We start from the raw sequence: 21,567 nt of genomic DNA, 5'->3' as shown, positions 1-21,567 counted from the left end.
TCCCGACTTAAGAATTATTGTTTAGCTTTTGCTTTAAGCTCAGCTTCTTTAGCCTTCAAATCTTTAATTTTGTCTATATTCTTTGTTACAACATAGATTTCTTTTAAGGCTGTAAGAGCATCCAGATTATTTGGTGCAGCCTTGTACCATCCTTCAGCATAAGGAAGTGCCTTCGCAAATCTCTCTCTTCTTGCATCGATAAGTTTAGTGGCTTCGTCCGGCTTATCTTTTCTTGTTGCATTGATCTGCTCTACTATTTTAGAATCATCACCAATCACAGCATATACAAGATTCTGGTATGCATTATCCATATCAGGCTTTAATTCAATTGCCTTTTTAAATGAAGCAATTGCATCTTCCAATGTAGCAGGATTTTTAGACTGCATTACCCCAAGATTATACCAATTGGTAGCATCGTTAGGATTTTTAGCTAATTGTTCTTTAAGTGTCCCAATGAATTTTTCAGTATTCCCTGATTCATAATAGGCGGTACCCTGAGCATCTTTAAGCTTGGTATTATTTGGATATTTTGCCAATCCTTTTTCAATGATAGCCAATGCTTCCGTTGACTTCTTAGCATTAAGAAGCAATGTGGTCAATGTTTCATACAATTCAGCTTCAACACTTGGAGTCTGCTCAGTTTTGAAATCTGAATAATCAGAATTCTTTTTCATAAGCTCCCACGTTGTTTTATCCAAAGGTACGACCTCACCGGATTTTTTTTCTTTTGCCGTATACGTTGTCTGAACCCCTGTAAATCCGGAATTAACAAGATCCGTATATATTTTGATGGATTCATCGCTGTTATTTGCCAAAGCATAGCTTAACCCTGCATAATACATATATATCTTATCATCCTGACCGTTGGTTTTCAGCAAGTTATAAACTTCTAAAAACTTAGGTGCTGCAACGGTATAATTTTTTGCATTATACGCATCCATTGCAGCTTTGTTTGCTTCCTGCAATTTGGCATTCACATCGCCCTTCTGACCGAAAACGAAAGCAGAAGCCACGATTGCTATACCTAAAATGAGTTTCTTCATAATAACTATATTATATTAATTGTACATTTTATTCTTCAGAATCAGAATTCCCATTTTCCTCAGCCGGAGTTTCATTTTCAGCCTGAGGCAGTTCACTGTTTTCCTGGTTATCAGCTACAATTCCTGTTCCTTCTTCATTTTCTTCAGAATCATCTTCTACATCTTTATCCATTTCCACTTTTGCAATGGCAGCAATTTCGTCATTCTTCTTCAGGTTGATCATTCTCACGCCCTGGGTATTTCTACCCATCACTCTCATTTCATCCATATTCATTCTGATGGCAACTCCCGACTTGTTGATGATCATCAATCCGTCTTCGTCTGTCACATTCTGAATAGCGATCAGATTTCCTGTTTTTTCGGTAATGTTCAGGGTGATAACTCCTTTTCCTCCTCTGTTGGTAATTCTGTAGTCTTCTACAGCAGTTCTCTTACCGTATCCTTTTTCGGAAACTACAAGAACCGTTTCTTTGTCAACATCATTCACAACAATCATACCAATTGCCTCATCGTCATCTTCCATGCTGATTCCACGAACCCCGATAGACCCTCTACCTACTTCTCTTACTTTTTCTTCAGGGAAACGGATACATTTACCGTTTTTGGTAGCGATCATGATCTGAGAGGTTCCATTGGTTAAGTAAGCACCCAACAATTGGTCATTATCTCTGATCTCAATAGCATTCACACCATTTACCCTTGGTCTTGAATAAGCCTCAAGAGACGTTTTCTTAATGGTACCGTTCTTGGTTACCATTACTACGCTCATCTGATTGACATATTCAGCATCTTTCAGGTTGTTGGTTCTGATATAGGCCTTGATCTTATCGTCCTGCTCAATATTGATCAGGTTCTGTACTGCTCTTCCTTTTGATGTTTTTGAACCTTCAGGAATCTCAAATACTCTTAACCAATAACATCTTCCTTTTTCTGTGAAGAATAACATATACTGGTGGTTGGTCGCAGAAACAATATACTCCAGGAAGTCTTCATCCCTGGTTGTAGCCGCTCTGTTTCCTACACCGCCTCTGCTCTGAATTTTGTATTCAGAAAGTGAGGTTCTCTTAACATATCCTGCGTGCGAAATCGTAAGAACTACTGCTTCATTCGGGATGATATCTTCAATAGACATCTCTCCTCCTGAATAGTCAATAGCAGTTCTTCTTTCGTCGCCATATTTTTCTTTGATCTCAACAAGCTCTTCCTTAATGATCTCAAATCTTCTGCCTTCGTTGGCCAAGATATCTTCCAAGTTCAGAATTTCTTTCATGATCGCGTCATATTCATCACGGATCTTGTCAAGTTCCATTCCTGTAAGACGTGCCAATCTAAGATCAAGAATAGCCTGAGCCTGAATTTCGGAAAGTTCGAATGCTTCGATCAAGCCTTCTTTTGCAGCCTGTGGATTAGCACTGTGACGGATGATGGAAATGGCTCTGTCTAAAGAGTCCTGAGTTCCGATCACTTTCATGAAACCTTCTAAGATATGAGCTCTTTCTTTCGCTTTCTTAAGCTCATACTGAGTTCTTCTCACGATCACTTCGTGTCTGTGCTCTACGAAATGGTGGATAATATCTTTTAAGTTCAGCTGTTCCGGTCTTCCTTTAACCAACGCAATATTATTAACGCTGAAAGAAGTCTGAAGTGCCGTATACTTATACAACAGGTTTAAAACGACATTAGGAATCGCATCATTTTTCAATTCATAAACGACACGCAGACCATTTCTGTCCGATTCGTCTCTGATCTCATGAATTCCAACGATTTTATCATCTTTAACAAGTTCAGCGGTTCTGGCGATCATATCCGCCTTGTTTACCTGATAAGGAACTTCAGTAACAATGATTGCATTTCTGTTTCCGATTTCCTCGAAATTCACTTTTGCTCTCAATACTACTCTTCCTCTTCCTGTGTGGAAAGCATCCCTTACGCCGTCATAACCATATATAATACCTCCTGTAGGGAAATCCGGTGCTGTGATGTGGTGCATCAATTCATCGATGGTGATTTCTCTGTTATCGATGTAAGCACATATCGCATCAATAGATTCTGAAAGGTTGTGTGGCGCCATATTGGTTGCCATACCTACTGCGATACCGGAAGTACCATTCACCAAAAGGTTAGGAACTTTGGTAGGAAGTACCGTAGGCTCCTGCATACTGTCGTCAAAGTTATTCTGAAAATCAACAGTTTCTTTGTCAAGATCAGAAAGAATCTCATCGGAGATTTTTTTCAGTCTTGCCTCGGTGTAACGCATTGCTGCAGGCGGGTCACCGTCCATGGAACCGAAGTTACCCTGCCCGTCTACCTGGGGATAACGTAAGCTCCATTCCTGGGCCATTCTCACCATAGCATCATATACTGAGGAATCTCCGTGCGGGTGGTATTTACCCAAAACGTCCCCAACGATTCTTGCAGATTTCAAATATTTTCTGTTAGAAAAAACCCCTAATCCATACATACCGTAAAGTACTCTTCTATGAACGGGTTTCAGGCCGTCTCTTACGTCCGGCAGCGCTCTTGAAACGATAACCGACATCGAATAATCGATATAAGACGATTTCATTTCATCAACAATGTTGATAGGAATCAGTCTTTCTCCTTCTTTTTGCATAAACAAATTTTATTATAATGACAGTCAGACCTTTAGCTGTGCGTCTGAAAATTATTTATTTCCAATTTTTATTAACGGGCTAATTTACGAAATTTTTACCGATTTTTGTGCTAGAATTTATCCACAAAATCTTAAAAATTCATAAAATATGAGCTTATTGAGTATAACTTTCCACTGCACGAAAAACAATATTGAAGAATGGGAAAATTATATCGACGAAACACTGGTCCTGATGGCGGAAAACCTTATGGATGTCAATAAATATATTCTCTCCGAAGTACACAGTGATTTCATAGAAGAAGGAAAGAACTACAATCTACTCCTGATGTTCGATAATGATGGTCTGAGAGAAGATTTCATCCAAAGTGAAATGCTGAATATTTCCGAAAGAATTGAGAAAAGATTCGGGACGGAAGTCATGATCTTCAATACCTATCTGAATCCTAAAAAATCCAGATTTTAAATATAAAATCAAAAGCCCTGAAAAATCAGGGCTTTTTTTATTTTTCTCAATCTCTGTGATGTTTTTTTCCTTTGTGCTTATGATGTCCGCGACCTCTGTCGTCATTGTCATAGTAGTACACTCTTTTTTTCACATGACCCGGCGCGTAGTATCTTGCGCTTCCACCATACATTTTCTTGGCGTGCCCCGGAGGAACTCTTCTTCCACGATGATCATGCACTACACATGAGGCCAGCATGAACAAGACCGTAACCACCCCAACAATTTTAATTAAACTTTTCATTTTCTACTTTTTCAAATTTCAGTAGGGAAATAACAAGGTTAATGCCAAAATTAAAAAAAGAAGCTAGAAGTTAGAAATTAGAAGTTAGTTCGTGATCTGTTTCAAAGTTTCAGACTAACATCTAATTTCTAACTTCTAACTTCTAACTTCTAATTTCTAGTTTCTAAATAACTATTTCGCTTCTCTTTTCCATTAAGATAACATCTTTCCACTGTCCGTTGAGCTTTCCGATTTTCTTGCGGACTCCCACAGTTCTGAAGCCGTTTTTCTGGTGAAATCTGATGGAAGCTTCATTTTCGGGGAAGATGCTGGCCTGAAGGGTCCAGAAACCGTGGCTTTCGCTGTCGAGAATCATCTTTTTCAGCAGAACCGACCCTAAACCCTTACCTTGATATATATTGTCAAAATAAATGCTTACTTCGGCAACGCCTTTATAACACTCTCTTTTGCTTACAGGTTTCAAAGCGCACCATCCTACTATTTCACTGGTTTCATTCTCCAGCACCCAGCGGCAGTCGTTAAAGTATTCCATATTCCATGCTTCGGCGGTAGGAACTTCGGTTTCAAAAGTAGAGATTCCTCCGTCTAATCCCTGTTTGAAAATTTCCAGCACTCTTTTTTCGTCACTGGGAAGCATTTCTCGTAATTCGTAATTCATCTATTTAATGGTATTTTCTTTTATTCTTTCTTTTAATTCTTGAATAGTGTGTCTGCTTCTGTGTTTCGTCCTGAGAAACAACACTGATATTCCCGTCTACTTCAAGGATAGAGAGTTTCACATCTTTTATTTTTTCCACACCATGTTCTCTGATTGCTTCTTCCAGCTCATCTTTCGTAATCTTTACCCTGTTCAACGCCGGCTGGTCTATCACGCCATCCCTGATCAGGATCACAGGATCTTCTTCCATGAATGTTTCAAATTTCCGGTTGGAGAACATGAGTCTTTTTAAAATAAAATTAGCCGCAAAAAGTACAAGAGCAGCAATCAGCCCGCCCTGTAAGGAAGTATCCTGCCCCACCATGGCATTCTGAACCGCATTGGAAATAAGCAGCAGCAAAACCACATCTCCTGCATTAAGCTGGGAAAGCTGATTTTTGCCAAACAGACGGATCGCGATTACCATAAAAAGATAAACGCACAGGGAACGGAGTACCACATCAAGAATTGGATTCACAGATTGTATTTTATAATCAAATGTATAAATTTTTATGAGTTTCAGTTCAATTTATTTTTAACATTTTTAATTCAAAATAATAGAAATGCTGGCATATGATTTGACGCTTTAACGGAAAAAAATCACAGTTCACATCATGATCAAATCATTATTTCTATGCTTGGGCAGCATTGTATTTATTACGGGCTGCAAAAAGAATGATACCCTGCCGCGGGTATCAGAGGAAACCGCCATCACTCAAAAAGTCAGCCAGCTTTATACCGAGTATGATGACCGTAAAAAATCTATTTACAACCAATCTTTTTCTGACCGTCTGTTTTCGCCTGAACTGAAAAAAACATTAGAAGAAGCTGTAGCTGCATCGAATGCAGATATTGAAAAAGTAAAAAAGAGTGATCATCCCGATGAGAAACCATTATTGATTGAAGGGGCCGTTTTTTCGAGTCTGTATGAAGGTTTTAACAGTTATAAAGTAAAATCCGTGACCATAGATCCTTCCGGAACCTCAGCGGATGCAGATGTAAATTTTGAGTATACGATGTCTCCTCCAAAAGTTACATGGACAGATAAAGTACATTTGATAAAATCCGGGAATGACTGGAAAATTGATAACATCCGTTTTGACAGCATCGGAAGTTCGAAAGATCTGAAAGCAAGCCTCAAAGAGTTTGCCCAGCGTACAAAGTAATATTTAGAATTCTTCATAAAAAAAGCTGCCATAAGGCAGCTTTAATTTTTAAGGGCATTGCGAGATCGGAATTTCGCTGCATACTACTTTATTCATCCATTCACAGAATACGCAGTATTTCTTTGGCTCGCCGCCATAAACGGATTGTAAATCAGTTTTTGTAAGTTTTTTTAGGTTTTTCATATTGTTTTAATTTTATGGTTGACCAATTTATAACGAAATTATCCAATGTTTATTACAGGTTAATGTTTAAAATTTTCATTATTAATAGGTTTTCTGAGAAAAATTTAAGCCCTCCAACAAGTCTTCAATAAGATTAAAATAGGGTTTAAAATTTATTTTATATCTTTAAATACCAAAACATCACACACTTAATCACTAAAAAATATTGAAATGATCACACCAAAAGGTGCCCAAGTCGGGCAATTTGAACCAGCAAAAAAATCACTGATCTCCAATGGTCTTCTTTCCGGTCAGGACGAGATGGCCAATTACAATAAGGGCGTATGCCACGATGTGGTAGCTTATGCCCTGTATATGCGAGGTGCAGCGATATCTCCGGATGAACTTGTACAGTTCCGCGCTCAGGGATGGCTCAATAAATTCAACTATGCTGCGGGCGATAAATGGGACGGTTATGCTATCATTCCCAAAGGAAAAGCCATCGGTTTTTACAGACTGAGAGATAAAACGTGGTTCCATTCGGCTGTCACCACCGGAAACGGTGCGGAGATCAGATCCGTGAACGGATTTTCACTGGGTACAGCATGGTCTGTTCCTGTGGATATGAAATGGGTTCTGGGTAAAAAGAATGAAGACGGAACCTTCAACTACGACGGAACTAAAATAGAAGTGTACATATCTCCTTTATAAGCAGATGTGAGCTATTCTCAAATCAATTAAAATGGTAAAACCCATCCCTATCAAAGAGCGAACCCCTGTGTGGATCGCTCTTTCTGATTTCTATCTGGATACGGAACTGCAGGATTCGGATTTTCAATATATTGCAAAAACGATTCTGGAAAGCCCGTATACTTTTGAGGAAATAAAAAGCATCAACATGTACGAGGTCTTCCCTGTTCTGCAATCCAATCTTCTGCAGCCGGCCGGTGAATGGGCCGGTTTTAATGAAAAATGGCTTATCGAGGCGATTACGGATCATCTTGAAAAAGGAAACAGATTGAGTCGTATTCTGATCAGCATCAGTTATAAAAAACATGGGTGGATGCAGGAGGATTACTGGGTACGACTGGAAAAAATGTATAATGAAATATCTAAAAAGTGAAAGAAGAACCTGTTTTCACAAATTCTGCTTTATATTTTATTTAAATACATTACTGACCTTTGATTATTCTTTGGGTTTCAAGCTCATCGATGATAAACTCTGCGTCACTTTCCGTGATATATTTATTTTCATACAACCAATGAATTCGTGCTATTTGCGTCTGTGTAGGAATCAACTTATCAACTCTATAATATTCTTTCAGATAAAATTCTTTTTTACTCTTTTTAATTTCAGCAATAAATACATCAACATCTTCCATCTCTTTCTTTCGGTAAGAAAATAAAAGTGGTTTTGCAGCAGCAATATTTTTAGCATTTTCTATTTTAAATTCGTTATTACATAAGGCTGTTATCACTAAAGTAGGTAACATTGCAATACCAAAAACAATCATTCCCGAGGATTCAGAAAGCTGATAAGATTCACTAATAATGATCGTAAGCATTATTGAGTTAAATAAAACAGATATAGCTATTGCCAGAAGGACAAAATCTTTCGTTTTCCTGAAAACACTTTCATCGTCATAAATATCATTAAAATGAATTTTATATTCATTAAATGCTTTTGCAATGTTAGTTCTTACAAGAATTCCATCTTCTTGAATTTCAAAATATCTTGTATTTCTTCCATCTTTTTGTGTTAGGCTTTTCATATTAATCTTTATTCCAGTTCCCTCTTCAGAAACTTCCCTGTCAGACTCTTCTTAGATTTCACAATCTCCTCAGGAGTTCCCTGAGCTACGATCTGTCCGCCATGTTTTCCGCCTTCAGGTCCTACATCGATAATATGATCGGCTAATTTGATCACATCCATATTATGCTCGATAATAATGAATGAGTTTCCAAGTTCTACCAGCTGATTGATGGCTTCCATCAGGATTTTTACATCTTCAAAATGAAGTCCGGTTGTAGGTTCATCTAAAATATAAAGTGTATTTCCGGTTTGTCTTTTTGAAAGTTCTGTAGCAAGCTTGATACGCTGCGCCTCACCTCCTGAAAGTGTCGTAGACTGCTGTCCAAGCGTAATATATCCCAATCCTACGTCCTGAAGGGTTTTTACCTTCGCAAAAATCTTAGGAATCGGCTGGAAGAAATCTACGGCTTCATCAATCGTCATATCCAATACATCGGAGATCGATTTTCCTTTGTAACGCACTTCCAGCGTTTCTCTGTTGAAGCGTTTTCCGTTACAGGTTTCACAGTGTACATAAACGTCCGGAAGGAAATTCATTTCAATCACTTTCAGCCCTCCACCCTGGCAGGTTTCGCATCTTCCGCCTTTTACGTTGAAAGAGAATCTTCCGGGCTTGTATCCACGGATCTTGCTTTCCGGAAGTTCTGCAAACAGATTTCTGATATCTGTGAACATTCCGGTATAGGTTGCAGGATTTGAACGCGGCGTTCTCCCGATCGGAGTTTGGTCTACATCTACAATTTTATCAATATTATCCAAACCTTCAATCTTCTTATACGGAAGAGGTTCCTGAACAGCTCTGTAAAAATGTTTGTTAAGAATCGGATATAAAGTTCCGTTGATCAGCGAAGATTTTCCACTTCCTGAAATTCCCGTTACTACCACTAATTTTCCTAATGGAATATCAAGGGTTACATTTTTAAGATTATTTCCCGTAGCACCTTTCAATAGAATATTCTTCCCGCTTCCGGCTCTTCTTTCCGCAGGAATTTCAATCTTTCTTTTTCCGTTGATATATTGTGCGGTGATGGTATCTGCTTTTAAAAGGTCTTTCGGTTTTCCCTGCCAAAGGATTTCACCTCCGAATTTTCCGGCTCTCGGACCAATGTCCAATACCTCATCGGCTTCAAGGATCATGTCTTTATCATGCTCCACAACCAATACAGAGTTCCCGATATCTCTAAGGTTTTTCAGGGAGTTGATCAGTCTTTCATTATCTCTCTGGTGAAGTCCGATACTTGGTTCATCCAGGATGTACAACACATTCACCAGCTGCGAACCAATCTGTGTGGCGAGACGTATCCTCTGAGATTCCCCACCGGAAAGGGTTTTGGAACTTCTGCTTAAACTCAGATAATCCAAACCTACATCTAAAAGGAACTGAAGTCTTGTTTCAATTTCTTTTAAGATCTCATGGGCAATAATTTTATTTTTCTCTGAAAATTTATCTTTAACGTCCGATAACCATTCTTTTAGATCGGATAAACTTAAAGCATTAACCTCAGCAATATTTTTTCCGTCAATTTTAAAGCTTAAACTGGAAGGCTGAAGACGGGTTCCGCCACATACCGGACAGGTTTCTTCAGTGGTAAAATGTCTTTCCAGGAGTACGGCTTCGTAAGATTCCCTCTCGTCAATGATCTCCTCCATAAAAGTGATCAAACCGTCAAAGCTTATTTTTATCTTTTTGGTAATACCAGCGTATTTCAGGTCTTTATTAAATTCCTTGTGGCATCCGTTATAGATATAGTCCAGTGCTTCTTCCGGAATGTCCTGCATAGGCGTTGCCATTCCCAATCCGAAAATTTCAAGGATATTTTTAATCTGGGACAGGATCCATTTGTTGGATTTAATATCTTCCAGCGGCAATAATCCTCCCTGATTGATAGAAAGTTTAGGATTCTCAATAAAATAATCCGTATTGATCTTTTTAATGGTTCCCAGTCCTTTACAATCCGGGCAGCTTCCCTTCGGAGAGTTAAAGGAGAATGTATTCGGTTCCGGAAGTGCCAGTGAATGGCCTGTTTCGGCATCCATCAGGTTTTTTGAAAAGTATTCGATATCGGTACTTCCCAGTTTCTGGATCCCGATAATTCCCTCGCCCATTTCCATAGCGGTGCGCAGGGATTTTTCCATTCTGGTTTCAGAGGCATTTTCTCCAATGATCCAGCGGTCGATAACGATATCAATATCGTGGGTTTTGTAACGGTCCAGTTTAAGATCGTACTCAATATCCTGAAGATCTCCGTCAATTCTTGCCTGTCCGTACCCTTTCTTAGCCATCTGCACGAAAAGCTCGTGGTAATGTCCTTTTCGGGAACGCACAACAGGAGCCATCAGCATGATCTTTTCGCCTTTATAGTTTTCCTTAATGGTTTCAAGGATCTGATCTTCCGTGTAGCTTACCAGTTTTTTTCCGGTAGACAGCGAGTAGGCATCGGAAACCCTTGCGTATAAAAGTCGGAGATAATCGTAGAGCTCAGTTACCGTTCCTACGGTAGATCTCGGGTTTTTATTCGTTGTTTTCTGTTCAATGGCAATAACCGGGGAAAGTCCTTCGATCTTGTCTACATCAGGACGTTCCAATCCGCCTAAAAACTGACGTGCGTATGCCGAAAATGTTTCGATATAACGGCGCTGTCCTTCTGCAAAGATGGTATCAAAAGCCAAAGAGGATTTCCCGCTTCCCGAAAGTCCGGTAATAACCACCAGTTCGTTGCGGGGGATCTTTACATTAATATTTTTAAGATTGTGTTCACGTGCTCCGTAAACTTCTATATATTCTGTTGATTTGCTCATAATCTGGAGTGATTCTGCCTGAAAATCACGATGTGCAAAATTACGGAATTTTATGGAATTGTATAAGCAGGAAAGTTTTTATTAGAATTTAATTTTAGTTAAATTTTAAGGAGATGGATCAGAATTTATCTGTTTCATTTCATCTTCAAGTTTGCGTTTCATCTGAAGGTAAAGTTTTAATTCAATTTTTCCGTTATTCATGCTCTCTTTAAGCGTCCTCAGTTCTTTATGAATCTCTACTTTTCTTTTTATTTTGTCCGAAGGTTCTGCCGCCGGATAGAGTTTACTGAGCTCATCCTCAATATTTCCGGTTTGGCTTAATACTTCTTCGAGGTTTTTCCCCAAATAGGCTGCACTTTCATAAGACAGATCTCCACTGCTTACCGCAACGATCCGGATATTTTTTGAATCTCTCAGATCATAAGCATAAAATTTACCACCGCCATTTAATGCAACCGGTAAAAAATAAGGAGCCCATTTTACAAAACCATACGCAAGGTAATACGGTCTTATTTCGTGTAGAGAGAAGAACCCAAACTCACGCTGACCATTGATAATACCGCCGCCGTTTGAGTATTGCAAAAGCTCCAGAAATTCTGTGGGCAAATGCAGCATCGGCATGGTTCTGTCATTAAGCTCTGAAAAATCAGGACAGAGTCTTATTTCTTCTTCCGTTAAAGGTTTGGAAAAATAATCTTCTTCCGGAAGGGTTGATAATCCGGTTTGTTTATCGAAAAAAGCAAATTGATGGTACCACATTTTCTAGCTGCTGCAAATTTTATTCTTCTTTCTGAGATTACCCAATATATTTTTTCACAGGATAAGACAAGTCTTTGCTATCCGGATTTTCTCTTTCCCAGTGGGTCTGGCTTTCCAATTGATAGCTCTCATCAAGGTAAAATACTCCGTATGATTTCGGCAGCTCAGGCTTACTCATCAGCTGAAGGTTTCCAATAATTTCATACTCAGCCAGCTCAGCTTCTTTTTCCTGCTTTTGCTTTTCATTTTTTACAGTTCCGACAAAATTTCCATTGATCCATACTGTGGGCTTATTCACCCAGCCGGCAGGCTTCCCTTCCGGATTCTTTGCATAATTGACTACTAAAAAATGACTTTCCATCACCTCTTTCATTGTGGGTCTGGCCTCCTGGTAGATCCGCGTGGTTCCGATAAAATAACCCCAGATATTTGGATCTGTATTAGTTTTATCAATATCAAGCAGCACAACGACTGAATATAAACCTGTTTCGGTCTTTACAAGGATACAGTCACCTATTTTAAAAGGTACATCAACCCTATAGGTTTTCCTGATTGTTTTTTTGCGCTTTGCGGGATGTTGTATTTTAGTCAGTAATGCTTCAATTTCTTGAATCCGCTCATCAGCCAGTTCCGCCCAGCTGCTTTTGATCCTGTCTTTTTCATCCAATATCTTCTGTACGATGGCAATCGTTTCCTGGTCCAAAGCTTTGCATTCCCAGCAAATCTGTGCATAAGCCAGCCAATAGTCACTTCCAAAAACAGGGTTTCCGTTTTTATCTAAAAGTCCGAATTCCGAAACCGTTTCTTTCTTTACCGTTTCAATATCGAGATGCTGCTGATTATACAGATTTTCAAAAAAACCGTACAGGTCCATTGCCGCATCATTATCTAAAATTCCGGTATTCCATGCTCCCATATTGTCTTACTAATTATTCCTAGAAATTTTTAAATGAAACCATCTTTAATGCTTTGTCATTTTCAAACCTATAATGTCTGCTATTATTGGAATGAAAATTATATTAAAATGTGTTTTTTTAGCTTCAAAGCAGATGGTTTCTTTATGATCTTTTTTTTAAATACATCCCAGAGGATAAAATTCTGTTTTCACTAGCGGGTTAAGAAATAAGTCTGTTTATAAGTGGTATTCCCTTCTGTAGCGGTATTGCTGAATGTAAATTTATTCTGGGTCAGTTCCATGATTTTTTGTTCCTTTTCCCATAAAATCATTATGTTATCTGGTTTCACTACATAAGAATATTCTTCTTCCCCTTCAGCATTTGTTTTTACTCTTCCGTTGGCTAAAAATTCAAAATAAATGTTTTGAGGATCATTGTTGATGATTTCAGGAGGCTGGTTGCCTACTGTGGTTTCTTCTATAAATTCCACCAAGTTCCAGCGGCCCAGGATTTTTTGCTGTGTCAGGGATATAGCATCACTCTCCTCATCTTCAGAACTGCTATTTTTACAGCCCGCTGTGCCTAATAAAATCGTTATCAGCAAGATGAGTATCGGTAAAAATTTATTTGTTTTCATAGGTATTTATTGTATGTGTTCCTATTACTTACTCAGGTTATAGGTTTGTTTTTTTGTATTATTGGCATTTACCCTTACAAATTCAAAAACCAGTTTGTTTGGGGTAAGTTCTTTTATCGTGCAGACATCATTCTCAATCTTCAGTGTGGTTTCGCTTTCGATACTGTAAGACGCTACTTCCTCGTCATCTCCTCCTAAAACATAGTAGATGTTTCCATCCGAACGAAAATCAAAATAATCGCCTTCCGTACCATATTCCGTGTTAATTTCAGGTGGCTCTGAAGGCACTGTGATTTCGTTTACTACTGAAATGAATTTCCATTTACCCAGTATTCTTTCTTTTACGGGCGCTTCTGAAGGATCATCATCTTTAGAACAACCTGCTGCAATAATGACTGATACAATTGTAAGCAGGATTAATATTGCTTTTTTCATAATGTTAAAATTTAAAATCGTTCCTATCATTTCTATTACAAAGATGCTGTCTGATGCATGAGTTTTCCAATAAAAAGGCATCTACAAAACATCTACAATGGCAGAAAAACACTTTATAAAGCATATACAGTCTTATTTTTCATTATTATTCACCAGATGAGTCATGAAAACATACCTGCAATTAAATGAACAAATTGTACTTTTGTTTTATTCAGCATTAAGATTAAGAGGATGGAAGTTTTTTGAACTCCAATAACTTCCTCTACGGATTTCAACTTTGTGACCCATTATAATAATGTATTGTGAAGTATAATATAAAGTTCATCATTATTCTGATCCTACTTTTTGCCGGGCCTGGTAAGGTCCGCTCACAATCCGTCATGGCCGATTCTTTGAAAAGTCTTCTTCGTACCCCTGGACTGAAACCGGAAAAAAAAGCAATGGCCCTTTCCCATCTTGGCCGTAACATCTACGAAACAGATCTTCCATCAGCTTTAAAATATGCCAATGAAGCCCTGAAGTTAAGTCACAAACTTTCTGACGGGCAGTACAGTGCTTTCGCTTTGGCTACTTTAACTTATCTGAATGTACAGCGGGACAGCCTTGTTCTGGCTCAAAAAAATATTGACAGTGCTTTAATTTATACGGCAAAATCTACCAACAAAGTGGTTAACGGCTATGTCTGGCTCCGAAAAGGATGGCTTGAATACACGGTTAATAATACGGCCAAAGCTACAGCGAGCTTATTTAAAGCATTACAACTCCTGGAGGGTCAGAAAGCTTATGCTTATGAAAGTCTTGTGTATCATTATTTAGCAAGCATTTATGCCGATGTAAAAGATCCCGAAAAATTAAAGAAATATACCCGGCTTAGTCTGAACCTCGCCAGGAAGTCGCGGGAACCGGATATTATCTGTAACGCCTATTTTGCCACCGGAGCCTCATTTTTACAGAGCTACAGAAAAGACCCGTCACAGAAAAAATTACTGGATTCCGCCATTTTCTATAATCAACAAGTGCTGCAACTTGCCCAAGCCCAGCCCAAAAGGATTGTTAACCACATCAATGTCGCTGCGGCAGCTTTAAATACGGCCAATATTTATTGGGAATTTTTTCCAAAAGAGTATAAGGCCAAAGCCGAGCAGTATATCAACCTTGCTTTAGGCATTGCCCGGAAAACCAAGCACGAAGAAGTGATTGCCAACTGTTATGGGATATTAAGCGAATATGCCATCGCTGAAGGGAATTACGCAGAAGCAGAAAGACTGTTCCTGTCTGGTTTTGCTGAAGTAGAAAACAGTGTAGGCGGCAGTATTGCCGTTAGAGCATCCATGATGAAAGGACTGGCGACCGTAGCAGAGAAAAGCGGCAATCAGGCAAAAGCCTTAAGCTACTATAAACGGTACATACAGTATGAGCAGGAAGCCTACAATGCTGCAAAACTGTCTGTTGCCCAAAAACTGGAAGTTCAGTACGAAGCCGAAAAGAAGGAAAAAGAACTTGAAATACTCCAGGAACGCGCTGCTTTTAACAGAAAACTTAATTTTATTTCTATCGGGCTGATCATAGTGGGAATACTGGCCCTTGTATTTCTTTTCCGCTCTTATCATTTCCGGTTAAAATCTTCTATTCAACAACAAAAACTGAGAACCGAGGAAGCGGCGCGCCTGAAAGCTGAGCAGGAACTGATGGAAGAAAGACAGGAAAAACTACAAAAAGAACTGCTGGCCGGCAATTTACAGGTAGAACAAAAAAATGAACTTTTGCAGACCATGCGGGACAAATTAGCAGATCAGCCGGAAAGCGGAATGCTTAAAAACCAGATAGAACGCATATTGAAAGAAGATCTGCGGATGGATGAAGATTTTGAACATGCAAAAACCAGCCTCACCAATATACACCCGGAATTCTTTAACCGATTGCAGCAACAGGCCAATAATAAGCTTACCCGCCTGGATCTGAAACACTGCACCTATATCTTAATGGGATTCTCCAATAAAGAAATTGCCCATCGTTTAGGCGTAGACCCTAAAAGTATTATCATGGCCCGGTACAGGATCAAACAGAAACTCAACCTTGACAAAGAAGACAGTCTGGATCTCCTGATACAAAAACTGAGCTGAAACATCAATAGTTTCAGATAAAAAACAGATCACAAAAAAGACTGACACTTAGTATCAGTCTTTCTATTGATTTTTCCTCTTGATCTTTATTTTACAAATGAATTGTATGAATTCAATACAGATTCATAAGAAGAATCGATCTGCTGGATATCGGTATCGGAAATTTTTCCTGTCCCTTTGGAATCACGGATTACTTTTCTGTAGGTATCCAGGAAGCCGGAAGCTGTTTTATTGAAGCTCTCAAACTGTGATTTCTTGTAAGAATACTGCGGATCTTTCACATTGAATTCTAATTTTGAATTGGTTTCCACCGTTTTGGCCAGTTCGTCATACTTTTTCTGAACTTCCGCTTCGTTGAATTTTCCGGAATACTGCTTGTCCAGTACATCCAGATTCGAATCCAGAGAGTTCATTACGTTTTTGGAAGACATAATGTATTCCTTCATCGGGTGGTCTTTCAGAACGATCTCTTCAGCAGCATCCGTTGCCGGTTTGATTTTCGCAACTACATTTTCTCCCGCTACGAATAAAGCCTGGGCTTCCGTTTCAATATCCTTTGTGATGGTTTCCGCTTTTGCGCCTTTATCATCTTTATAATCTTCGGAAGTCATGTAAGATTTCAGTTCTTCAAACTTTTTCTCAATGCTTTCCTTTTTGGCTTTGTAGGTGTTAAAGTCTGTTTCTATTGCCGCTTTATCCTTATCAAAACCGGAAGGCACCTCTTTGATCCTGCTGAAAGACATATCCATAGAGCTGATCACGATAGGCATGATCATTACGTTCTCCCCTTTTGCTTTGGCTGAAGCCGCATCTGCATATTTAAGAATGCTTTCAATATGTCTGGATGTACTTTTATAAGAATCTAAAAAGTTGTTGTTGAATTCAATGATAGCATTGGCATCATTTTCACCGCCAACGTTCAGTACCGATTTTCCAAGTATGCTGACATCTTTTTTACAGCTGATGACACCTACCGATGTAAAGGTCAGGGCTATGGCAAGTACGATAATCTTTCTCATATTTTATAGTTTTGTGGGTTTAGTTCTTTTTATATTTCGTCAAGATCGATGTCCTCGTTGCTTATTTTCACTATATACTCGATCCCGTCAATAGCTTTTGAAATAATCTGGTTTCTCAGGATATTGGCCATATTTTCCCAGTACGCCCTTCCGTAAAAAGAATAATTCTGAGGAATGATCTCTACCTCAACGGTTCTTACAAAACCTTCTTTAGGACGGTTGCTAATCATGGTTCCTCTTCTTACCCTTACTTCCTTTACCTCATCTTTCAGAACCATTCTGCAATAGTTCTTCACGTCTTCCAGGGAAATAATTTTATCTCTGGTCGTTAAAGCATATTTATAAGCCTGAATACTGTCTGTACCCTTCTGCTCTTCAGATCCACCGATGGTTTCCGTAAGCAGTACCACAGTCTGCGATTTCAGCTGGTTGGAAAGCTCTGTTCCCGGACGCATATGATTGGCCAATGTACAATGGGTTACCCAGAAAGAAGCATACGTATGGTCTGTCTTTTCCACAGGCTCCATAATTACATAGTTCAGCTCCTGTCTGATATTTCTCTTGGCATTGTTTACCTTCTGAACCATGGTCTTCATTTTATCGGACATTTCGCTCAGAACGCCTTTAACATTATCCCTGTTTAAAAGTGAAAATGCCGCGATCTCATCTCTTGTCAGCTCCAGTACATTCGCGATCATATCCACCGCATTTCTATTGGTGAAACGTTCCATTCCGCCTTTTCTTACCGTATAAAGACCTTTTTTAAGATCATCCGCAGGCGTAAAAGGAATTTCGGTATATCTTCTTCCGTCTCCATCCTGAACTTCGTCTACGTACAGAAAATGTTCGCCTTCATCGGTAACCAGAGGAATATTGTTCCCCATAATATCAAGGCTATATTCTGTTTTTTTCCACCCTCTGTTGTAGATTGGGAACGCATTCAGTACAAATGAAAAGTTATCTAAAATCTCTGCAGAAAACTGTGGTGGAAACTCAAAGGTAAGCCATAGATAACGCTTGTCCCCGATCTGCTTTCTGATCTCTTCTTTTCCGGTAAGGAAATCAAGATTCTGCGGCAGCTGTCCGGGTTCTGAAAACAGTGTGTTTGAAATTCCGGTGATCTCAATGAATTTATGACGGTAAATACTTTTGATATCTTCAATCGCTTTATTCCGGATCGACTGTTCCTTAAACATCTGCTCGTATCCTTCCTGCTGATTATTCGTAAGATAACTGAGTCCTTCTCTTACAAACAGATGATTTCCATTGCTGGTCACCGTAATATAAGGAAGAAGTTTATAGACAAAATCAATATGCTCAAAAGCAGGATTGGAACAGAAAATACTTACATATTTAGGGAAATTTTCGCTGGTAAACCGGCTTACATCAACCCCAATCGTTACCTTTCTGTAATCTTCCGGTTTTCCCTGAAATCTTGCGACAGGTATTTTATTCAAACGATCATCTACACTGTAACAGGTATTCCCTACAAACATGACAGCCGTCTGTACTTTATTGATCCTTACATTTCCTACCGGCGTAAAAGGGATATTAACTTGTTTATCTGACTCCGACTTCACGGTAGAAGTCATCTGCTTTCGGAAGAAGAACTCCGTGTGTTCCAGCAGTACTTCCGAAGACTCATAAGGCAGCGTAAAAGCAACCGCATGGGCAGGAATCGGATGGGTGTAAATGGATGGTGTAAGAAGCTTGGCCAGCTTTTCAAGAATCCGGGCATTCACGGTCTGGATCTCGTTATTGGCTTTAAAGACTTCCGTACTGAACGCATCTATCAGTAATTTCACAAAGGGATCCAGAGATTGCGGGCTTTTCAGTCCCCAAACTTTGGTGGCATTCTGCAGCATTCTTGCCTTTACAGATTCTTTGGAATATATATTTTGATCTAAGTTCATAAATTTTTCTTGCAGTTAAAAAAACAATTAGTCAATAGACATCGGACTTAAAAATAATTCGGTGGAAAAGCTGAAACGCTCTCCCGTTGCCTCCATTTTTGCATTGATGGCAATTCTTACTTTCTTTTTGATTTCTGTATGCTCTTTGGTATCGTAGCTGTGCTCTACAAACTGAATGTGAGCGTCTACCTGTGCCTGAACAATTCGTGGTTCGTACTCCTGAATCTGCCTTCTCAGGCTTTTAATGAAAACGCTTTCCCAAACGGCGCTGGTAACTCCATTATCGAATTCCAGGTTCCAGACGTCGTTTCCATAATTGTCATCATATCGGTTCTCGCCTTTTTTGGTGGTGATCAGCAGCATGATATTGTGGGCAATGCTTTCGCCCATATCGCATATATCAATGCTGCCCCCTTCTGTCATTAATGTGGAAGGAGAAAAAGGCATTCTGTAATTTGGTGTATCCATAGTCAGCTTCTAATTTTTACTTCATGGTCTAGTTTACTTAAAACGGACTACCAAAATACACAATTTAATGAAATAAACAGGAAAATACATCAAAAAATATCGCATACAATAAAGGCTTCCGGGTTTTTACGGAAGCCTTAAACAGGGTTAATACGGTTAAAATTTATGATTGATCCGCCGGCTTTTTTCTGTTAATGAAATAATAAACAGGAAGCCCCAGCAGCACCATTAAAAATCCCGGCCAGGTATATTGTTGTTTGTAGATCAAAAGTAATATACAGAACCCTGTTCCGATCACCAGATAAATAATGGGCGTCACAGGATAAAGCCATGTTTTGTAAGGTCTTTCAAGTTCCGGCTTTTTAAATCTTAAATAAATAACCCCGAACACCGTGATCATATAAAACAGAACGATCACAAAAGAGATCATATCCAGTAGATTCCCGTACTGTCCGCTCAAACATAAAACGGAAGCCCAGATCCCCTGCATCCATAAAGCATTTTCTGGAACCTCATTTTTGTTGTTCTTTTCAGCAGATTTAAAAAACATTCCGTCTTTTGCCATGGTCTGAAAAACTCTCGCTCCCGCAAGGATCAACCCATTGTCGCAGCCAAAAGTAGAAACCATCACCAAAACAGCAATTATAATGGTCCCCGCACTTCCGAAAATATTCTGAGAAGCGGCTACCGCTACCCTGTCATCAGCAGCAAAAGCAATACTGTCCCTGTCAAGAGCATTCAGGTAAACAAAATTAACGGCTAAATATAAAATCATCACTGCGGAAGTTCCGTAGATCATGGATTTGACAATATTTTTCTTAGGATTCTCCACTTCACCAGAAACGAAGGTTACACTTTCCCAGGCTACAGAACTGAAAACAGAACCTACCATAGCTGCTGCAATTCCTCCCATAAGCGTCATTCCACCGATGGGTTCCCAGCCTTCCTTAAGAAAACTACCCGTAAGGTCTTTTTTAAGGTTATTGAATGAATCCCAACCGAGACTGAAGTTTTCTGCCATATGCGAGAAATCAACCAAAATAAATCCTACAGCGATCAGGCCTAATAAAGCAATAATTTTTGATCCTGTAAATATATTCTGAAGAAACTTTCCACTCTGAACCCCTCTGGTATTGATGTATGTAAGCAAAAGGATCACTGCAATGGCAAGAATCTGTATCCAGGTGATCTTAAATTCCCCGCTTTGAAAAAGAGGCGCTGCTTTATTTAATGACGGAACCAGATACGCTGTAAACTTCCCGAATGCCATAGCCACTGCCGCAATAGTTCCGGTCTGAATCACAGTAAACAGGCCCCATCCGTAAAGAAAACCCATCCTTTTTCCGAAAATTTCCTTGAGATACGTATATTGTCCGCCGGCTTTCGGAAACAGAGCAGATAGCTCTCCATAGCTTATGGCGGCCGCTACCGTCATTACTCCGGTAATAATCCAGACGATGATCAGCCAGAATCCGGAACCTAAATTCCGCATCATATCGGCACTTACAATAAATATCCCACTTCCGATCATAGACCCCATTACCAGCATAACGGCGTCCCAAAGTTTCAGTTTTTTCTGCATAGTCAAGTATAGGCGTCAAATATAAACAAATCTGCCATTCATTTTTAAGTTTGTTTAAAATTTCCTGTATGACCTGTTTTTTATCAACCTTTTATCCAATTGTTATTCAATTTTAATTAGTACTTTTGAAAAAAATATTAAAAATGAAATTCAAGGCTATATTATTGGCAGCAGCTGTAAGTGTTTCCACTTTGGCTTTTGCACAGGAGACGTCACAGAAAAAGGCCGGACCGCCTGCAGGAAATGCTATTGTAGGTGATGTTTACGGAGCGGGAGTTGTTTCTTCAGAATCTAAAGCCATTACCGTAGATAAACTGAGCAAGAAACTTAAAAAAGACAACAAAAAAGTGGAAGGCGTAGCTGTTAAAGGAAAAGTTACCGATGTATGCGAGAAAAAAGGATGCTGGCTTACGATCCAGACTGAAGATAACTCTCAGTTTTTCGTAAAAATGAAAGATTATGCATTCTTCGTGCCTACCGCTTTAAAAGGTAAAAACGTTGTACTGGAAGGTACTGCAGAAAGAAAAGTAACTTCTATTGATGAGCAGAAGCATTACGCTGAGGATGCTAAAAAACCTCAGGCTGAAATTGACGCGATAACAACGCCAAAAGAAGAGATCAGATTTGTAGCAAACGGAATCAAAGTGGTTAACTAGATTCTTGTCTAAATAAAAATAACGTCCTCAAAAACTATT

Annotated in this window: 22 protein-coding genes; 6 read left to right on the top strand and 16 right to left on the bottom strand. The window is 39.1% G+C overall.

The genetic code is table 11. The features are described from left to right. Positions 1–14 precede the first annotated feature (14 nt). Together JET18_RS08645 and gyrA are read right to left on the bottom strand one after the other, a co-directional pair. Positions 15–1,043, bottom strand: a complete 1,029-nt coding sequence (locus tag JET18_RS08645) for a tetratricopeptide repeat protein (protein WP_202090205.1) — start codon at positions 1,041–1,043, stop codon at positions 15–17. Between the two features lie 28 nt (positions 1,044–1,071). Then, on the bottom strand, positions 1,072–3,657 hold the full coding sequence (gene gyrA / locus JET18_RS08640) for a DNA gyrase subunit A (protein ID WP_202090204.1): 2,586 nt from the start codon (positions 3,655–3,657) through the stop codon (positions 1,072–1,074). A 148-nt stretch (positions 3,658–3,805) separates the two neighbouring features. Here gyrA and JET18_RS08635 point away from each other — a divergent pair, with 148 nt between their 5' ends. Then, on the top strand, positions 3,806–4,120 hold the full coding sequence (locus JET18_RS08635; RefSeq protein WP_202090203.1) for a DUF4286 family protein: 315 nt from the start codon (positions 3,806–3,808) through the stop codon (positions 4,118–4,120). Positions 4,121–4,166: 46 nt separating this feature from the next. On the opposite strand, the gene JET18_RS08630 is transcribed toward JET18_RS08635, so the two are convergent. The 3 genes from JET18_RS08630 to JET18_RS08620 all read right to left on the bottom strand — a co-directional run bounded on the left by JET18_RS08630 (position 4,167) and on the right by JET18_RS08620 (position 5,578). Next, complete coding sequence (locus tag JET18_RS08630) at positions 4,167–4,403, bottom strand: hypothetical protein (RefSeq protein WP_202090202.1); 237 nt, start codon at positions 4,401–4,403, stop codon at positions 4,167–4,169. A gap of 163 nt (positions 4,404–4,566) precedes the next feature. Continuing rightward, positions 4,567–5,061, bottom strand: coding sequence for a GNAT family N-acetyltransferase (locus tag JET18_RS08625; RefSeq protein WP_202090201.1), 495 nt, complete (start codon positions 5,059–5,061; stop codon positions 4,567–4,569). Between the two features lie 4 nt (positions 5,062–5,065). After that, positions 5,066–5,578, bottom strand: a complete 513-nt coding sequence (locus tag JET18_RS08620) for a DUF421 domain-containing protein (protein WP_202090200.1) — start codon at positions 5,576–5,578, stop codon at positions 5,066–5,068. Between the two features lie 136 nt (positions 5,579–5,714). Here JET18_RS08620 and JET18_RS08615 point away from each other — a divergent pair, with 136 nt between their 5' ends. Further along, entirely contained in the window at positions 5,715–6,266 is a 552-nt protein-coding gene (locus tag JET18_RS08615; protein ID WP_202090199.1) for a DUF3828 domain-containing protein, read from the top strand. 48 nt (positions 6,267–6,314) lie between these two features. On the opposite strand, the gene JET18_RS08610 is transcribed toward JET18_RS08615, so the two are convergent. Then, positions 6,315–6,449: a bacteriocin-like protein gene (locus tag JET18_RS08610; protein WP_202090198.1), complete on the bottom strand. Its 135-nt coding sequence runs from the start codon at positions 6,447–6,449 to the stop codon at positions 6,315–6,317. 210 nt (positions 6,450–6,659) lie between these two features. On the opposite strand from JET18_RS08610, the gene JET18_RS08605 reads away from it, so the two are divergent. Both JET18_RS08605 and JET18_RS08600 read left to right on the top strand, forming a co-directional pair. Next, the gene (locus JET18_RS08605) at positions 6,660–7,139 is read left to right on the top strand and encodes a hypothetical protein (RefSeq protein WP_228728505.1); all 480 of its coding nucleotides are present in this window, start codon (positions 6,660–6,662) and stop codon (positions 7,137–7,139) included. A 31-nt stretch (positions 7,140–7,170) separates the two neighbouring features. Continuing rightward, a complete protein-coding gene (locus tag JET18_RS08600; RefSeq protein ID WP_202090197.1) occupies positions 7,171–7,551 on the top strand; it encodes a DUF7079 family protein in 381 nt (126 codons plus the stop codon). Positions 7,552–7,600: 49 nt separating this feature from the next. Here the strand turns inward: JET18_RS08600 and JET18_RS08595 are convergent, their stop codons facing one another. From JET18_RS08595 to JET18_RS08570, 6 genes are all read right to left on the bottom strand, one after another. Next, complete coding sequence (locus tag JET18_RS08595; protein ID WP_202090196.1) at positions 7,601–8,200, bottom strand: hypothetical protein; 600 nt, start codon at positions 8,198–8,200, stop codon at positions 7,601–7,603. An 8-nt stretch (positions 8,201–8,208) separates the two neighbouring features. Further along, positions 8,209–11,040 carry an excinuclease ABC subunit UvrA gene (uvrA, locus tag JET18_RS08590; protein WP_202090195.1) on the bottom strand — a complete coding sequence of 944 codons (2,832 nt, stop codon included), beginning with the start codon at positions 11,038–11,040 and terminating at the stop codon, positions 8,209–8,211. Positions 11,041–11,145: 105 nt separating this feature from the next. Further along, entirely contained in the window at positions 11,146–11,799 is a 654-nt protein-coding gene (locus JET18_RS08585) for an SMI1/KNR4 family protein (protein ID WP_202090194.1), read from the bottom strand. A gap of 37 nt (positions 11,800–11,836) precedes the next feature. Beyond that, positions 11,837–12,715: a hypothetical protein gene (locus JET18_RS08580; protein ID WP_202090193.1), complete on the bottom strand. Its 879-nt coding sequence runs from the start codon at positions 12,713–12,715 to the stop codon at positions 11,837–11,839. Between the two features lie 191 nt (positions 12,716–12,906). Then, on the bottom strand, positions 12,907–13,332 hold the full coding sequence (locus tag JET18_RS08575) for a hypothetical protein (RefSeq protein ID WP_202090192.1): 426 nt from the start codon (positions 13,330–13,332) through the stop codon (positions 12,907–12,909). Positions 13,333–13,356: 24 nt separating this feature from the next. Continuing rightward, entirely contained in the window at positions 13,357–13,767 is a 411-nt protein-coding gene (locus JET18_RS08570) for a lipocalin-like domain-containing protein (protein ID WP_202090191.1), read from the bottom strand. Between the two features lie 302 nt (positions 13,768–14,069). Between JET18_RS08570 and JET18_RS08565 the strand changes: the two genes are divergently transcribed. Then, positions 14,070–15,890 (top strand): helix-turn-helix transcriptional regulator, encoded by a 1,821-nt coding sequence (locus JET18_RS08565; protein ID WP_202090190.1) that lies wholly within the window; start codon positions 14,070–14,072, stop codon positions 15,888–15,890. Positions 15,891–15,976: 86 nt separating this feature from the next. On the opposite strand, the gene JET18_RS08560 is transcribed toward JET18_RS08565, so the two are convergent. The 4 genes from JET18_RS08560 to JET18_RS08545 all read right to left on the bottom strand — a co-directional run bounded on the left by JET18_RS08560 (position 15,977) and on the right by JET18_RS08545 (position 20,872). Further along, the gene (locus JET18_RS08560) at positions 15,977–16,909 is read right to left on the bottom strand and encodes a DUF3829 domain-containing protein (RefSeq protein ID WP_202090189.1); all 933 of its coding nucleotides are present in this window, start codon (positions 16,907–16,909) and stop codon (positions 15,977–15,979) included. 29 nt (positions 16,910–16,938) lie between these two features. Then, positions 16,939–18,822: a type VI secretion system baseplate subunit TssF gene (locus JET18_RS08555; RefSeq protein ID WP_202090188.1), complete on the bottom strand. Its 1,884-nt coding sequence runs from the start codon at positions 18,820–18,822 to the stop codon at positions 16,939–16,941. Positions 18,823–18,849: 27 nt separating this feature from the next. Beyond that, entirely contained in the window at positions 18,850–19,290 is a 441-nt protein-coding gene (locus JET18_RS08550) for a GPW/gp25 family protein (RefSeq protein WP_062647220.1), read from the bottom strand. Positions 19,291–19,453: 163 nt separating this feature from the next. Continuing rightward, positions 19,454–20,872, bottom strand: coding sequence for an APC family permease (locus tag JET18_RS08545; RefSeq protein ID WP_202090187.1), 1,419 nt, complete (start codon positions 20,870–20,872; stop codon positions 19,454–19,456). 143 nt (positions 20,873–21,015) lie between these two features. Here JET18_RS08545 and JET18_RS08540 point away from each other — a divergent pair, with 143 nt between their 5' ends. Beyond that, positions 21,016–21,528 (top strand): DUF4920 domain-containing protein, encoded by a 513-nt coding sequence (locus tag JET18_RS08540; RefSeq protein WP_202090186.1) that lies wholly within the window; start codon positions 21,016–21,018, stop codon positions 21,526–21,528. The last annotated feature ends 39 nt before the right edge of the window (positions 21,529–21,567 follow it).

Source organism: Chryseobacterium endalhagicum, from assembly GCF_016745235.1.
Lineage (GTDB): Bacteria > Bacteroidota > Bacteroidia > Flavobacteriales > Weeksellaceae > Chryseobacterium > Chryseobacterium endalhagicum.
Note: the sequence above shows the minus strand (reverse complement) of the source record. Positions and strands in the feature narration are given on the sequence as shown.

What these genes read in the sequence shown, in the direction of transcription:
- JET18_RS08605 (WP_228728505.1), top strand. Translation starts at nt 6,660, where the DNA reads ATGATCACACCAAAAGGTGCCCAAGTCGGGCAATTTGAACCAGCAAAA.
- uvrA (WP_202090195.1), bottom strand. Translation starts at nt 11,040, where the DNA reads ATGAGCAAATCAACAGAATATATAGAAGTTTACGGAGCACGTGAACAC.
- JET18_RS08630 (WP_202090202.1), bottom strand. Translation starts at nt 4,403, where the DNA reads ATGAAAAGTTTAATTAAAATTGTTGGGGTGGTTACGGTCTTGTTCATG.
- JET18_RS08610 (WP_202090198.1), bottom strand. Translation starts at nt 6,449, where the DNA reads ATGAAAAACCTAAAAAAACTTACAAAAACTGATTTACAATCCGTTTAT.
- JET18_RS08550 (WP_062647220.1), bottom strand. Translation starts at nt 19,290, where the DNA reads ATGGATACACCAAATTACAGAATGCCTTTTTCTCCTTCCACATTAATG.
- JET18_RS08540 (WP_202090186.1), top strand. Translation starts at nt 21,016, where the DNA reads ATGAAATTCAAGGCTATATTATTGGCAGCAGCTGTAAGTGTTTCCACT.
- JET18_RS08635 (WP_202090203.1), top strand. Translation starts at nt 3,806, where the DNA reads ATGAGCTTATTGAGTATAACTTTCCACTGCACGAAAAACAATATTGAA.
- JET18_RS08580 (WP_202090193.1), bottom strand. Translation starts at nt 12,715, where the DNA reads ATGGGAGCATGGAATACCGGAATTTTAGATAATGATGCGGCAATGGAC.
- JET18_RS08545 (WP_202090187.1), bottom strand. Translation starts at nt 20,872, where the DNA reads ATGCAGAAAAAACTGAAACTTTGGGACGCCGTTATGCTGGTAATGGGG.
- JET18_RS08555 (WP_202090188.1), bottom strand. Translation starts at nt 18,822, where the DNA reads ATGAACTTAGATCAAAATATATATTCCAAAGAATCTGTAAAGGCAAGA.
- JET18_RS08570 (WP_202090191.1), bottom strand. Translation starts at nt 13,767, where the DNA reads ATGAAAAAAGCAATATTAATCCTGCTTACAATTGTATCAGTCATTATT.
- JET18_RS08625 (WP_202090201.1), bottom strand. Translation starts at nt 5,061, where the DNA reads ATGAATTACGAATTACGAGAAATGCTTCCCAGTGACGAAAAAAGAGTG.
- JET18_RS08645 (WP_202090205.1), bottom strand. Translation starts at nt 1,043, where the DNA reads ATGAAGAAACTCATTTTAGGTATAGCAATCGTGGCTTCTGCTTTCGTT.
- JET18_RS08585 (WP_202090194.1), bottom strand. Translation starts at nt 11,799, where the DNA reads ATGTGGTACCATCAATTTGCTTTTTTCGATAAACAAACCGGATTATCA.
- JET18_RS08615 (WP_202090199.1), top strand. Translation starts at nt 5,715, where the DNA reads ATGATCAAATCATTATTTCTATGCTTGGGCAGCATTGTATTTATTACG.
- JET18_RS08600 (WP_202090197.1), top strand. Translation starts at nt 7,171, where the DNA reads ATGGTAAAACCCATCCCTATCAAAGAGCGAACCCCTGTGTGGATCGCT.
- JET18_RS08575 (WP_202090192.1), bottom strand. Translation starts at nt 13,332, where the DNA reads ATGAAAACAAATAAATTTTTACCGATACTCATCTTGCTGATAACGATT.
- JET18_RS08560 (WP_202090189.1), bottom strand. Translation starts at nt 16,909, where the DNA reads ATGAGAAAGATTATCGTACTTGCCATAGCCCTGACCTTTACATCGGTA.
- JET18_RS08595 (WP_202090196.1), bottom strand. Translation starts at nt 8,200, where the DNA reads ATGAAAAGCCTAACACAAAAAGATGGAAGAAATACAAGATATTTTGAA.
- gyrA (WP_202090204.1), bottom strand. Translation starts at nt 3,657, where the DNA reads ATGCAAAAAGAAGGAGAAAGACTGATTCCTATCAACATTGTTGATGAA.